The 12,660-nt window shown below is 70.4% G+C and carries 16 protein-coding genes; 13 read left to right on the top strand and 3 right to left on the bottom strand.

Annotated features, from left to right (window positions below; genetic code table 11):
* Positions 1 to 16 precede the first annotated feature (16 nt).
* A complete protein-coding gene (locus tag Tbon_RS04285) occupies positions 17 to 802 on the top strand; it encodes a thioesterase family protein (RefSeq protein WP_158066470.1) in 786 nt (261 codons plus the stop codon).
* A gap of 24 nt (positions 803 to 826) precedes the next feature.
* Here the strand turns inward: Tbon_RS04285 and ccsA are convergent, their stop codons facing one another.
* Together ccsA and Tbon_RS13745 are read right to left on the bottom strand one after the other, a co-directional pair.
* Positions 827 to 1,774 carry a cytochrome c biogenesis protein CcsA gene (gene ccsA, locus Tbon_RS04280; protein WP_158066469.1) on the bottom strand — a complete coding sequence of 316 codons (948 nt, stop codon included), beginning with the start codon at positions 1,772 to 1,774 and terminating at the stop codon, positions 827 to 829.
* Between the two features lie 68 nt (positions 1,775 to 1,842).
* Positions 1,843 to 2,808: a hypothetical protein gene (locus Tbon_RS13745; RefSeq protein WP_192498134.1), complete on the bottom strand. Its 966-nt coding sequence runs from the start codon at positions 2,806 to 2,808 to the stop codon at positions 1,843 to 1,845.
* Between the two features lie 100 nt (positions 2,809 to 2,908).
* Here Tbon_RS13745 and Tbon_RS04270 point away from each other — a divergent pair, with 100 nt between their 5' ends.
* Entirely contained in the window at positions 2,909 to 4,177 is a 1,269-nt protein-coding gene (locus tag Tbon_RS04270) for a M16 family metallopeptidase (RefSeq protein ID WP_192498133.1), read from the top strand.
* Positions 4,178 to 4,181: 4 nt separating this feature from the next.
* Here the strand turns inward: Tbon_RS04270 and Tbon_RS04265 are convergent, their stop codons facing one another.
* Positions 4,182 to 5,405, bottom strand: coding sequence for a GNAT family N-acetyltransferase (locus Tbon_RS04265; protein ID WP_158066466.1), 1,224 nt, complete (start codon positions 5,403 to 5,405; stop codon positions 4,182 to 4,184).
* Between the two features lie 119 nt (positions 5,406 to 5,524).
* Between Tbon_RS04265 and Tbon_RS04260 the strand changes: the two genes are divergently transcribed.
* The 11 genes from Tbon_RS04260 to fliQ all read left to right on the top strand — a co-directional run bounded on the left by Tbon_RS04260 (position 5,525) and on the right by fliQ (position 12,659).
* Positions 5,525 to 5,938, top strand: a complete 414-nt coding sequence (locus tag Tbon_RS04260; RefSeq protein WP_192498132.1) for a hypothetical protein — start codon at positions 5,525 to 5,527, stop codon at positions 5,936 to 5,938.
* 24 nt (positions 5,939 to 5,962) lie between these two features.
* Positions 5,963 to 6,856, top strand: a complete 894-nt coding sequence (locus Tbon_RS04255; RefSeq protein WP_158066464.1) for a PAC2 family protein — start codon at positions 5,963 to 5,965, stop codon at positions 6,854 to 6,856.
* 59 nt (positions 6,857 to 6,915) lie between these two features.
* Positions 6,916 to 7,239, top strand: a complete 324-nt coding sequence (locus Tbon_RS04250) for a GntR family transcriptional regulator (RefSeq protein ID WP_225734703.1) — start codon at positions 6,916 to 6,918, stop codon at positions 7,237 to 7,239.
* 209 nt (positions 7,240 to 7,448) lie between these two features.
* Positions 7,449 to 7,649, top strand: a complete 201-nt coding sequence (locus Tbon_RS04245) for a flagellar FlbD family protein (RefSeq protein ID WP_158066463.1) — start codon at positions 7,449 to 7,451, stop codon at positions 7,647 to 7,649.
* The gene (locus Tbon_RS04240; protein WP_158066462.1) at positions 7,649 to 8,449 is read left to right on the top strand and encodes a flagellar motor protein; all 801 of its coding nucleotides are present in this window, start codon (positions 7,649 to 7,651) and stop codon (positions 8,447 to 8,449) included. Before Tbon_RS04245 ends, Tbon_RS04240 begins: the two co-directional genes overlap by 1 nt.
* Positions 8,446 to 9,201, top strand: coding sequence for an OmpA/MotB family protein (locus Tbon_RS04235; protein ID WP_158066461.1), 756 nt, complete (start codon positions 8,446 to 8,448; stop codon positions 9,199 to 9,201). Before Tbon_RS04240 ends, Tbon_RS04235 begins: the two co-directional genes overlap by 4 nt.
* 3 nt (positions 9,202 to 9,204) lie before the next feature.
* A complete protein-coding gene (locus Tbon_RS04230) occupies positions 9,205 to 9,735 on the top strand; it encodes a flagellar basal body-associated FliL family protein (RefSeq protein ID WP_158066460.1) in 531 nt (176 codons plus the stop codon).
* 11 nt (positions 9,736 to 9,746) lie between these two features.
* The gene (gene fliN / locus Tbon_RS04225; RefSeq protein WP_158066459.1) at positions 9,747 to 10,859 is read left to right on the top strand and encodes a flagellar motor switch protein FliN; all 1,113 of its coding nucleotides are present in this window, start codon (positions 9,747 to 9,749) and stop codon (positions 10,857 to 10,859) included.
* A complete protein-coding gene (locus tag Tbon_RS04220) occupies positions 10,856 to 11,473 on the top strand; it encodes a FliO/MopB family protein (protein WP_158066458.1) in 618 nt (205 codons plus the stop codon). The genes fliN and Tbon_RS04220 overlap by 4 nt, the downstream gene beginning before the upstream one ends.
* Positions 11,474 to 11,594: 121 nt before the next feature.
* Positions 11,595 to 12,380, top strand: coding sequence for a flagellar type III secretion system pore protein FliP (gene fliP, locus Tbon_RS04215; RefSeq protein ID WP_225734702.1), 786 nt, complete (start codon positions 11,595 to 11,597; stop codon positions 12,378 to 12,380).
* Positions 12,381 to 12,389: 9 nt separating this feature from the next.
* On the top strand, positions 12,390 to 12,659 hold the full coding sequence (fliQ, locus tag Tbon_RS04210; protein WP_158066457.1) for a flagellar biosynthesis protein FliQ: 270 nt from the start codon (positions 12,390 to 12,392) through the stop codon (positions 12,657 to 12,659).
* The last annotated feature ends 1 nt before the right edge of the window (position 12,660 follow it).

Here is a 12,660-nt window from a genome sequence, read left to right as displayed (position 1 = left end):
CCATGATCGGCAAACCATGTCGACCGATGCCTTCTTCATCGTCGAGGGCGAGGCCTTCGTGCCCCAGCCCGTCTGTCGCGGCCCGTGGGACCCGAACTCCCTCCACGGCCGCGTCGTCGCCGGCCTGCTCGGCGCCGAAATCGAACGCCGCCACGCCGAGCCCCACCTCCGCGTCGCCCGGATGACCGTCGACCTCTGGCGGCTCCCCACCTTCATCCCCATCACCGTCGAGACCGCCGTCCGGCGCGAAGGCAGCCGCATCCGCGTCGTCGACGCCGAAGCCTTCGCCGCCGGCCAGTCCATCGGCCGCGCCAGCTGCGTCCTCCTGCGCGAAGGCGAACAGCCCGCCGGCGAAGTCTGGGCGCCCCCGCCGTGGGACTTCCCGCCGCCCTCCGCCCTCCAGCCCGACCCGCGCCCGCCCATCGCCAACGAAGGCTGGCAGCCGATGTGGGAGAGCCGCTCGCAGGGCCGCGCTTTTGGGACCGTCGGCCAGAAGCGCACCTGGATGCGCGAAGTCCGCCCCCTCGTCGCCGGCCGCGAACTCACCCCCTTCCAGCGCGTCGCCCTCGCCTGCGATTTCGCCAGTCCGCTCGCGAACTCCGGCAGCGCCGGCCTCGCCTACATCAACGTCGATATCACCCTCTACCTCCACCGCTACCCCGCCGGCGAGTGGATCGGCTTCGAATCCACCGACCACGGCGCCAGCGACGGCATCTCCATGGGCCAGTGCCGCCTCTACGACGAAGCCGGGCCGATCGGCGCAGCCACGGTCGCCGGGCTCGCCCAGCGCCGCCGCAGCTGAACCCGGGGCTGGCGCTGTCCGGCGCTACACCCCGGCGTAGCTGTGCAAGCCGCTGATCCAGAGGTTCACCCCGAAGTAGGTGAACATCACCAGCCCCCACATCACCACCAGCCACCACATCGGGTCCGGCCGCCAGCCGCGCCGCAGCCGCGCCGGCACCAGTCGCCGGATGCCCGGCGCTCCCGCCACTGACCCGCTCCCGGCCCGCGCGTGGAAGTACGCCACCAGGCTCAGCCAGGTCACCAGCGCGCTCGTCTCCTTCGGGTCCCAGCCCCAGTACCGCCCCCACGCGCTGTTCGCCCACCACGCGCCGAGCGCAATCCCCAGCCCCAGCAGCGGAAAGCCGACCAGGACCGCCCGGTGGGCCAGGTCGCCCGCGGCCTCGGCAGATGGCAGCGCCGCAAACCGCCGCTTCCCCTCGCCGCCCTGCGCGAGGTACACCGCCGCCGCGCAGAACGCGACTGTCAGCACCGCGTACGACAGCATCATCACCGAGACATGGATCGTCAGCAGCGGGCCGTTCTGCAGCGCCGGGATGAGCGGCACGATCTCCTTCGGGAACGTCGCCGCAATACCGAGCATCGCGACCACGATCGGCAGCACCAGCGCACCGTACCGCCGGTTCCGCGAGGTCCGTTCGAAGACGAGGTACGCCGCGCAGATGCCAAAGGCGAACGCCGTCGTGAACTCGTACAGGTTCGAAAGGGGCGCGTAGCCGCGCGCCGCCCAGCGGGTCGCAACCCACCCGGCGAGGAAGAGCGCCGTCAGCCCCGTGAACGTCGTCGCCAGCCGGCCGAGCCCCGCGCTCGGCGCGCCCGCCGGCAGGCTCACGCTCACGGTCCCCGCGCTCGTCTGCGCCGCCACCCGCCGCACCGCAATGGCCGCACTGCCGACGTACGCCCAGTACAGCACCGCCGCAATGGGCGCGGTCACCACCGAGGTCCAGTAGAGGTACAGCGCGAGCTCAGCCACCGTTCGTTCCCTGCTTCACGAATCGTACCCGGTTTCCCGGCAGGGGTCAGTCGGCGTTGCCCCGCCCTTTACCCCGCCTCCCGCTCCGCCAGGGGAATCGCCGCCTCGATAGCCGCGAGGCACTCCCGCTCGTACCGGGCTGCCCGCCGCAGCGCCATCGCCGCCGCCCGCCGCAGTCCCGGCACCTGCACGTTCCCGTGGCCCCCGCTCGGGAACGGGAAGAGCGTGATTAGCGGCGAAAGCGCCTTCGTCTCCTCCTCCAGCGCGCGGGCCGCTTCCGCGAGCGGCTCCGCCGCCCCCGGGAACGTCGCCGCCAGATCGCGCAGGAAGGCCGCACCGTCTGCCCGGGCCGCCGCCAGCACGGCCAGCGTGTAGGCGTTCCCCGCACGGTCCACCTCCGCCGTCCCCTCGAGCGCCTCGGCCCACGCCTCGACCCCGGCAGCGCCCAGGGGCTGGCCGTCCGCCGGCCCCTCGTCGCCGCCCAGCAGCGCCGCCGCCGTGCGCAGCGCCTCGACCGCTGCCTCCGCGCCGACCTCCACCGGCTCGACCGGCGCCCAGAGCTCAATCTCCCCCAGCGGCGCCCACGCCTCCCACGCGACGAACGGCCCGACCTGCTCCGTCAGAATGTCCTGCACGAAAAAGCCGCCCCTCGCCCGGTCGTACCCGTCGACAATCCCGAACTCGTGCAGGTGGAGGTCCCACCCGATGAGCGGCACCCCCGCGTCGAGCCGCTCCGCCGCCCACGCAACTGCCCGCTCCTTCGTCGCAGCATCCGCCGGCCCTGCGAACCGTTCGAAGCGCAGCCCCGTCCGCGCATACCGCTCCACCATCGCCGCCCGGTCGAAGCTCGCCGGCCCGCTCGGCAGCGCCACGACACCCTCCCGCGTGCCGAGGCAGAAGTGGAACGCGTGCCCCGTCAGCCCCATCACCGCGTGCCGCGGCAGGTCGATCCCCGCATGCCGCAGGATGCCCTCCAGCGCCGCCGCCGCACTCGTCCAGTTCGGCGCCAGCTCAATCCCCGGGATCCTTCCCATCGCGTTCCAGTCTAGCCTGCCGCCGCACCCCGCCGGTCGGCCGCCCCTTGCGCCTTCCCCGCCGATCCGTACTATGCGGCTTCACCCGCGTGGAGGGCCTATGTCCGACTACGAAATCACCACGCTCCCGAACGGGCTCCGCGTCATCACGGCCACCATGCCGTCCACCCAGGCCGCCTCCGTCAACATCTTCGTCGGCGTCGGCTCCCGCTCCGAACCCCGGCATCTCAACGGCATCACCCACTTCCTCGAGCACATGGTCTTCAAGGGCACGGAGAAGCGTCCGACCGCCATCCAGATCGCCCAGGAGATCGAAGGCGCCGGCGGCACCCTCAACGCCTACACCAACAAAGAGTTCACCTGCTACTGGAACATCGTCCCCTTCGACCGCTTTCCCACGGCGATCGACGTCGCTGCCGACATGCTCCTGAACTCGAAACTCGAACAGCAGGAGATCGAGCGCGAGTGTCCCGTCGTCCAGCAGGAGCTGAAGCGCAACCACGACAACCCCGCCGCCTGGGCCGCCCGCCTCATCGGCCAGGCCGTCTACGGCCCGCAGCCCGCCGGCTGGGACGTCGGCGGCACCGTCGAACTCGTCGCCACGTGGAAGCGCGAGGACTTCATCAGCCACATCCGCGAGTGGTACAAACCCGGCAACATCGTCCTCTCCGTCGCCGGCAACGTCACCCACCAGCAGGTGCTCGAGTACGCCGTTCCCCTGCTCGGCGGCATGGAGCCCGGCCCCATCCCGCCCGTCCAGCCCTACGACCCCGCCGTCACCGGCCCCCGCGTTGTCACCGAGAGCCGCCCCATCGACCAGTGCACCCTCTATCTCGGCCTCCCCATCTTCGGCCGCGACGACCCCGACCGCTACATCCTCCGCATCCTCAACGACGTCCTCGGCGCCGGCATGTCCTCCCGCCTCTTCCTCGAAGTGCGTGAACGCCGCGGCCTCGCCTACTCCGTCTCCTCCGGCTACGGCTACCTCTCCGATGCCGGCGTCTTCACCATCTCCGCCGGCGTCAACCGCGACCGCCTCTGCGAGACCATCCAGGTCTGCCTCGCCGAGGCCGACCGCCTCGTCCGCGAACCAGTCCCGCCCGATGAGCTCCGCAAGGCCAAAGACCACAACATCGGCCGCTTCCGTCTCTCCCTCGAAACCGCCTTCGCCATCGGCCAGCGCAACGGCGAGCTCCTCCTGACCAAAGGCCGCGTCGAGACCATCGACGAAGTCGTCGCTGCCATCGAAGCCGTCACCCCCGACGACATCCAGCGCGTCGCCGCCCGCATCTTCGACCGCGCGAAGCTCCATGCCGCCGTCGTCGGCCCGAACCTCGACGAGGCCGAAATCGAAGCCGCGCTCGGCTGAACCGCTACCAGATCTCCGGCGCCCACGGTTCCGGGTGCCAGCGGAACAGCAGCTCCGCAGCCCGGGCAGCGGCCTCGCTGCCTTCAATTCGCCCCTCCCGCCAGAGCGCCAGGGCGCTCGCCTGCCCGAGATAGAGCGCCCCAAGCTCCTCGGCGGGCAGCACGAGCATCGGCGTCTCGCCGGTCGGCCGGCAGCGCGCGCCGTCCGGCCCTCCTTCGAGCGCGAACCGCCCGCCGGCGTACCCGCCGAAGTCGTCGACGACCTCGAACACAAGCCGCCCCTCTGCGGCGTACCGTCGCCCCTCCAGCGCGGCCGCCGGGTCCAGCACCCGGCAGAAGAGCGCATCCACCGGGTACCGTTCGAGCCGCCGCGGGTCCTCGAGCAGGCCGAAGAGCGGCTCATCGAACGGCCGGTTGTGCGCCGCCACCGTCTCGATAAGGTCGACCCCGAACACGTACTCCCACAGCGCCGCCTCCGCCCCGCCGTCCACGCCGACAAGTTCGAGCACCTCCAGCTCGCCGGCGGCCAGCCCGTGCCGCCATCCCCGCTTCACCCGGTAGCGCACGTACCCGATCGTCTCCCCGCCCTCTTCGAGGCTGACGAGGAACGCCGGGCTCCAGCCCGCCTCCGGCCGGTCCTGCTCGGGCAGCACGCGGATCTCCCACCATGCCGCCGAGCGGGAATGCAGCCCGGCACGTTGCGCCCGGGCCGCCTCCCAGGCGGCCGGCCAGGCCGCCAGCGCCTCCGCCCGGTCCACCAGCCGCGCCCGGCCCCGCGCATTGGGGTGGCTGCGAAGCCGGGCGTGCACGCGCGCCAGCCGCACCTCCTCGTATTGCTGCATCGCCAGTCCGTAGCCGAACCGCCCGTAGATCGGCGCCTCGGATGCCCAGAGCGCCGCAATCGCTTCGCCCCGCTCCCGGATCTGCGCCAGCTGCGCCGTCATTAGCGCCGTCAGGACGCCCCGCCGCCGGTGGGTCGGCGTCACCCCCACCCACGTCACACCGCCGCACGGCAGCGACGCCCCCGGCACCGAGAGCTCGAACGTGAACGCGCCCGCCGAGCCGACGCACCGCCCATCCGCCCACGCCCCGAGCAGCCGCTCCCGGTCGGTCAGCTTCAGCGAAAGCTCCACCCGTTCCGCGCTCGGCGGCATCCCGAACGAGAACGAATTCACCGCGAACAGCTCCTCGAGTTCGCCCGGCTCCGGAATACGCACGTCGAACGCCATCACGGCCTCCTCTCATTCCCCGGGGGGAGCTGCCAGCGTACCTGCTCGCCGTCGCTCCGTCGCCCCCTGCCTCCCGCGCGGGAACATTTCGCCCGCCTGCCGCCGTTCTCCTCAGCAGGATGCCCGGGTCGGTGCGCTGGGCTGGCTGGCTCATCGTTTGCACCCTCGTCGCCCTCGCGGCGTCAGGACTCCGGGCGGAATCACCCGGCCCGGGCATCCCCGCCTCACTCCCCTCGCCCGCCGCAGCACCGCCCCGCGACCCCCCTCCAGCCGGTGCTGCCGGCGGCGATGGGAACCTCCCTCCCGAGGCCCGCGAACTCGCCCTCGCTGCCGTCCCTGCCCTCAACCCGGCCGTCATCCTCGCCGCGCAGCCGGCTGCCTGGCCGTCGGCCTGCCTCGGCCTTCCCTCGCCCGGAGCTGCCTGCGCACAGGCCGTCGTTGCCGGGTGGGTCGTCACCCTCGCCGGCCCGGATGGCCGGACCGCCGTCGTCCACGTCGGCGCCGGCACTGCCCGCATCGCCGAAAGCCCGTAGCCGCCGGCCCGGTACAATGGCCCCGTGGACGGTTTCTCCATTACCCCCGTCGACCAGCCCCTCCGCGCCCCCATCGTCATCCTCGCCTTCACCGGCTGGAGCGACACCGGCACCGTGACCACCGACACCGCCGCCCACCTCGTTCAGACCTACGGCGGCACCCGCTTCCTCGAGGTCGACCCCGAGGACTACTACGTCTTCACCGACGTCCGGCCCACGGTCTCCATCGACGAATCCGGCGTCCGCCGCCTCCACTGGCCCGAAAACCGCGGCGATATCGTCCGCACCGGCACCGGCGAGCACGACCTCATCGTCATCCGCGGCGTCGAGCCCAACCTCCGCTGGCGCACCTTCGCCACCCGCCTTGCCGAAGCGATCGTCCCGCTCCAGCCCTTCCTCGTCTGTACGCTCGTCGCCCGTCCCGCAGCCACGCCCCACACCCGGCCCGTCCCCGTTACCGGCTCCAGCGCCGACCCCCGCCTCGCCGCCCGCTACGGGCTCGGCCGCTCCCTCTACCAGGGCCCCACGGGCATCCTCGGCGTCATCCACGATGTCCTCCGCGGCCACCGGCTCGACCTCATCAGCCTCGCCGCTGGCGTCCCTCACTACCTCAGCATCGACGAGAACCCCCCGGCCACCCTCGCCCTCGTCCGCGCCCTCGAACCGATCCTCGGCTTCCGCGTCCCCGAAGGCGACCTCCCCGAGCGCGCCCTCGCCTTCATCGAACGCGTCAACGAAGCCTCCCGCGGCGACGACCAGGTCGGCACCTATGTCCGCACCCTCGAAGACCAGTACGAAGAGGACGACGAAGACGACGAAGGCGTCGATTTCGAGGAGCCCGGCGACTCCGAACTCCCGTCCGCAGACGACATCCTCAAGGACGTCGAGGACTTCCTCCGCGGCACCGGCGACCGCTGATCGCACTGCACCCCGCCCCCGCCGGCTTCCCGGCGCCCCGGCTGCGGTATGCTTGAGCCATGGCGATGCGGAACCCGCGCAAAACCAAAGCCGACCTCGTCTACGAAGCGCTCCAGGCCGCAATCCTCTCCGGCAACCTCAAAGAGGGTGAACACCTCCGCCAGGAAGAGATTGCCGCCCGCTGGGGCGTGAGCCAAACCCCCGTCCGCGAAGCCTTCCGCCGCCTCGAAAGCGAAGGCCTCGTCGAACACGCCCCCAACCGCGGCGTCATCGTCCGCGGCCTCCCCTGGACTCCCCCGCCCGCCCCCCTCGACGTCATCCGCCGCCGCTGGGAAGAACTCGTCCGCGACCCCGAGAGCATCCCCGGCAGCGACTTCCCCTAACCCCCGCCCTGCTCCCTGCTCCCCGCTCCCCGCTCCCTGCTCCCCGCTCCCTGCTCCCCGTTCCCTGCTCCCCGCTCCCCGCCCCCCGCCATCAGGGTTCTCCCCGTCCAACCTCAGCACCCTGCCCGCCAGTGTCAGGGTCTTCCCCCAATCCCGGCCGCACGCCCGCACCCCCTACGCTGGAGGCACCCACGCGTGGGGGCATCCGCATGATCAAGCTCACCCGCATCGACGGCACCGAGTTCTACCTCAACCCTGACCTCTTCGAGGTCATGGAAGCCTCCCACGACACCCACATCACGCTCACCAACGGCCACCGCTACGTCTGCCAGGAATCCCCGGAGACCATCATCGAACGTATCGCTGAGTTCCGCCGCCGGGCCATCGGCGCCGTCCGGAGGAGCGCCTGATGGACCTGGCGACCGTCATCGGCCTCGGCATCGCCGTCATCGGCATCATCGGCGGCAACATCCTCGAGGGCGGCGACCCGATGAAGCTCATCAACATCCCGGGCTTCTTCATCGTCGTCCTCGGCTCCTTCGGCGCCGTCATGATCTCCCAGCCGCTCTCGGTCATGATCGGCCTCCCCAAGTTCATCCTCAAAGCCTTCTTCGGCGGCGCCGCCCACAACTCTGCGGAGACCGTCGAACTCTTCGTCCAGATGGCCGATAAGGCCCGCCGCGAAGGCCTCCTCGCCCTCGAAGCCGACATCGAGAAGATCCACGACCCGTTCACCCGCAAGGGTGTCCAGCTCATGATCGACGGCACCGACCCCGAGCTCCTCCGCGAAATCATGGAGATCGAGCGGGAGTCCATGAAGCACCGCCACGAAGGCAACTTCGCCGCCCTCGAGTTCATGGGCGGCATCGCCCCCACCATCGGCGTCCTCGGCGCCGTCATGGGCCTCATGGGCGTCATGTCCCACCTCGATGAGCCCGACCGCATCGGCCCCGGCATCGCCACCGCCTTCGTCGCGACCTTCTACGGCGTCTTCACCGCCAACGTCCTCTGGCTCCCTCTCGCCAACAAGCTGAAGAACAACTCCAAGCACGAACTCCACGCCCTCGACGTCGTCATCGAAGGGCTCATGTCCATCCAGGCCGGCGATAACCCCCGCATCGTCCGCGAGAAGCTCGAAGGCTTCCTCCAGCCCTCCCAGCGCGGCAAGAAGGATGACGCCGGCGCCGCTGCCCGGCGGGAGGCCGCATGAGCCGCAAAGCCCCCGAAGCCGAGAAGCCCGAGAACCACGAACGATGGATCGTCTCCTACGCCGACATGGTGACGCTCCTCTTCGCCCTCTTTGTCGTCCTCTACGCCACCAGCGACGCCAACCCCCAGAAGCTCCAGTCCGTCCGCGTCTCCATCGAACAGGCCTTCTCCATCGGCGTCCTCCAGGGCTCCAACGGCTCCTCCGCCGTCCTCAACCAGGGTGGCGGCCTCACGCCCTCCCTCAACGAAATCCGCTCCAATACCTTCGAAGGCCTCAACAAGACGTTGAGCGAATTCGCAGCCGCCAACGGCCTCGAAGGCAAAATCCAGCTCCGCTCCGATTCTACCTCCATCACCATCTCCCTCGCCGATAACCTCCTCTTCGATTCCGGCAGCGCCGACCTCCGACCCGGCAGCGTCGACGTCCTCCTCCAGGTCGCTGACGCCCTCCGCGGCCTCCCGAACAACCTCCGCATCGAAGGCCACACCGACAACATTCCCCCCAACAGCCGCGAATTCCCGACCAACTGGGAGCTCTCCACGGCCCGCGCCACCCGCGTCCTCCGCGTCCTCGTCGAACAGGGCGGCCTCGACCCGGCAAAGCTCTACGCCGCCGGTTACGCCGAGACCCGTCCCCTCGCCGATAACAGCACGCCCGAGGGCCGCGCCCTCAACCGCCGGGCCGACATCGTCATCCTCTACCCCACCATCGAAGACCTGCAGAAGGCCCTCTCCGGGGCCCAGCGGAGGTAGCCCATGTTCAAGGACAAGAAGATCCTCGCCGGCGGCGCTGTTCTGTTCGCGGCCGCCTTCTGGTTCTACATCAAACCCAACTACATGGACCCGAAGCCGGCGCCCGTCTACACCGCCGAGCAGATCGCCGCCGCTCCCCGGCCCACCGTCTTCATCGGGAAGGCCGCGGGCCACGGTGGCAAGGCCACCAACGCGCCTGACGGCATCGTCCTCAACCTCAAGCCCACCGGCACCACCCAGCGCTACGTCAAAATCGTCATGGCCCTCGAGTTCGAACAGCAGGTCCCGCCCTGGGTCGGCCTCAGCGGCGCCGCCCTCGACGCGAAGAACGCCGCCTTCGCCGAAGAGCTCAGCCACGACATGCACAAAATCCTCGACGCCATCGCCTACGTCATCGGCTCCCACACCGCCGAAGAAGTTTCCACCGTCGAAGGCAAGGAAAAACTCAAAGAAGAGCTCATCGAAGCGATCAACCACCATCTCCACGGCCACAAAGTCGAACACATCTACTTCGAAACCTTCATCGTCCAGTAGGAGGCCCTGCCATGGCCGAACCGGTCGACGTCCTCGCCCAGCTCCTCTCCCCGCAGCAGGCCGCAACCCTCAATGCCGTCGGCCGCCGCGCCTGGCAGGCCGCCGCCCGCGCCCTCCAGGCCATCCAGGGCGCCGAACCCTCCGGCACCATCCGTGATGCCCGGCTCGTCATGCCCGACGAGATCGCCGGCGAGTTCGGCGAACCCCATCTCGCCGTACCGGTGGAACTCTCCACCGATAATGACCAGTCCGCCACGGCCTACCTCGTCCTCCCCACCGCACCCGCCGCCGCCTACCTCCAGACCGAAGCCGACAACCCCGAAGACCAGGAGCAGCAGACCCTCGTCGTCGCCTCCACCTTCCTCGGCCAGGTCCTCCAGGCCCTCAACCAGGAGGTCTTCAGCAAGTCCTCCAACGGCCTCATCCTCTCCTTCGACGACGTCACCGCCAACACCATGGCCGGGACACTCGCCGGCCTCGACGACGCCTGCCTCTACCTCACGGCGGCCATCACCCTGGCGCGTGAGCTCCCGCTCGCCTTCGTCCTGCCGGGCACCTTCCTCGATATCGTCGCCGGCTCCATGGCCGGCGCCTTCGACCAGCCCGCGCCGGCCCCCGCCGATACCGCTGACACCCCGTTGATCACTCAGGAAGACCTCGAAGCTGCCGAGCTTCTTGATGTGGAACTGAACCGCTTCGACCAGCCCCAGCCCGCCGCATCCCGCCCGGCCGCCGGCCCGGCCCCCCGCTCCGCACCCGCGGCCGGCCCCCCGCCGAAGCAGGAGCCGCAGGTCACCGCCCAGCGCGCCCGCTTCGCACCCCTGCCCGACCCGGGTCAGGTCGATTACACCTCCGGCATCGAGCTCCTCGCCGGCCTCGAAATGAACGTCACCGTCGAGCTCGGCCGCACCCGGCTTACCGTCGCCGAAGTCCTCGGCCTCGGCCCCGGCTCCGTCATCGAACTCGACCGCATCGCCGGCGAACCCGTCGACATCCTTGTCAACGACCGCCTCGTCGCCCGCGGCGAAGTCGTCGTCGTCGACGAAAACTTCGGCGTCCGCGTCGTCGAAGTCGTCCGCCGCGGCCAGGACCACGAGATCGAAGAGCCGGAAGCCGTCGGATGAACGACCCCGCGGCCCGCCGGCGGCTTACCTGGCTCGTCGCCATCGGCGGCGCCCTCCTCGTCGCCGTCCTCTTCATCTCCTTCGCTGCGCCCGCGCCCCGCGACGCCGCCGGCCCAACCCTGGTGCCCGCCGCCGAAGGCGCACCCGCCGCCCAGCCGGAAGCCGCCGCGGGCGGCAGCGGCTTCTCGCTCGGCCCCGCCGACCTCCTCTCCCTCGGCTGGCGGCTCGCCCTCGTCGCAGCCGTCATCGGCGGCTCGATCGTCGGCCTCCGCTGGTGGGCCCGCCGCATGGCCGCGCCCCGGAGCGCGACCGGCTTCCTCCGCGTCGTTGATACCCTCCCCATCGCCAGCGGCCGCACCATCCACCTCCTCGCCCTCGGCGACCGCGTCATTGCCATCGGAGCCACGGCCCAGCAGATCACCATGCTCGAAGCCCTGACGCCCGAGGAGGCCGCCAGCGTCCTCGCCGCCGCCGAGGCCCGGTCCGATCCCCTTCCGCTGGGCGACTTCGCCGCCCAGCTCCTCGAATCGCTCCGCCGCCGTGAGAGCCGCGCCGCCGCAGAGCCCGTCATCGGCGCCGAACCCGGCAGACCATCCGCGTCGCCGCGCCGCTGAATTAGGGTTCCGCGCGCCTGCGCCATGAGGGTTCTCCCGGCCCTCCAGCGGGAGTCTCCGGATACTGGCCCTGCCGCCCCCGCCGATACGCTGGCTTCACCTCTCCTCCCTGGGGACCAGCGTGGCGAACCGCCCAACCTCGCGCCGCCGGCGCATCCTCCTCCCCCTCGCCCTCGCCGGGCTCGGCCTCCTCCTGCTCACCGGCTGTGTCCAGCAGACCGCCGCCCCCGGCCAGCCCGCCCCCCCGCAGGACCCGGCGCTCGCCGCCCAGGACCCCGCAACCGTCTCCGCCGCCCTCCAGCTCCTCGTCCTCATCACGGTCCTCTCCCTCGCGCCGGCCATCCTGGTGATGGTCACCTCCTTCACCCGCATCATCGTCGTCCTCTCCCTGGTCCGGAACGCCATCGGCATCCCCCAGCTTCCGCCCAACCAGGTGCTCATCGGCATGGCCCTCTTCCTCACCGCCTTCGTCATGGCCCCGGCCATCAAGACCATCAACAACGACGCGGTCCAGCCCTACCTCGCCGGCACCATCTCCCAGCAGGAAGCCTTCGAACGCGGCGAACGCCCCCTCCGCGAATTCATGCTCAAGCAGACCCGCGAGCAGGACCTCGCCCTCTTCCTCAAGCTCTCCGGCAGCCCCAAACCCAACTCCCCTGCCGACGTGCCCACCTACGTCCTTGTCCCCGCCTTCACCATCAGCGAGCTCAAGACGGCCTTCCAGATGGGCTTCGTCATGTTCATCCCCTTCCTCATCATCGACCTCGTCATCTCCTCCGCCCTGCTCAGCATGGGCATGATGATGCTCCCCCCCGTCATCGTCTCCCTCCCCTTCAAAATCCTCCTCTTCGTCCTCGTCGATGGCTGGTATCTCATCGTCGGCTCCCTCGTCGGGAGCTTCGCCTAGGAGGCATCCGTGAACGAAGGCGTCATCCTCGGACTCATGCGCGAAGCCCTCACCGTCGGCATGCTCGTCGGCGCCCCCATCCTCGCCACCACCCTCGTCGTCGGCGTCGTCGTCTCCATCATCCAGGCCGCTACCCAGGTCAACGAAGCCACCCTCACCTTCGTCCCCAAGCTGGTCGCCGTCTTCGTCGCCATGCTCCTCTTCGGCCCCTGGATGATGGCCACCCTCCTCGATTTCTCCGCCGGCATCTTCGCCAACATGGCCGCCTACGGTCGCTGAC

This window comes from Tepidiforma bonchosmolovskayae, from assembly GCF_008838325.1.
GTDB classification, from domain to species: Bacteria; Chloroflexota; Dehalococcoidia; order Tepidiformales; family Tepidiformaceae; genus Tepidiforma; species Tepidiforma bonchosmolovskayae.
The sequence above is the reverse complement of the archived record's forward strand: the minus strand, read 5'-3'. Positions and strand labels throughout refer to the sequence as shown.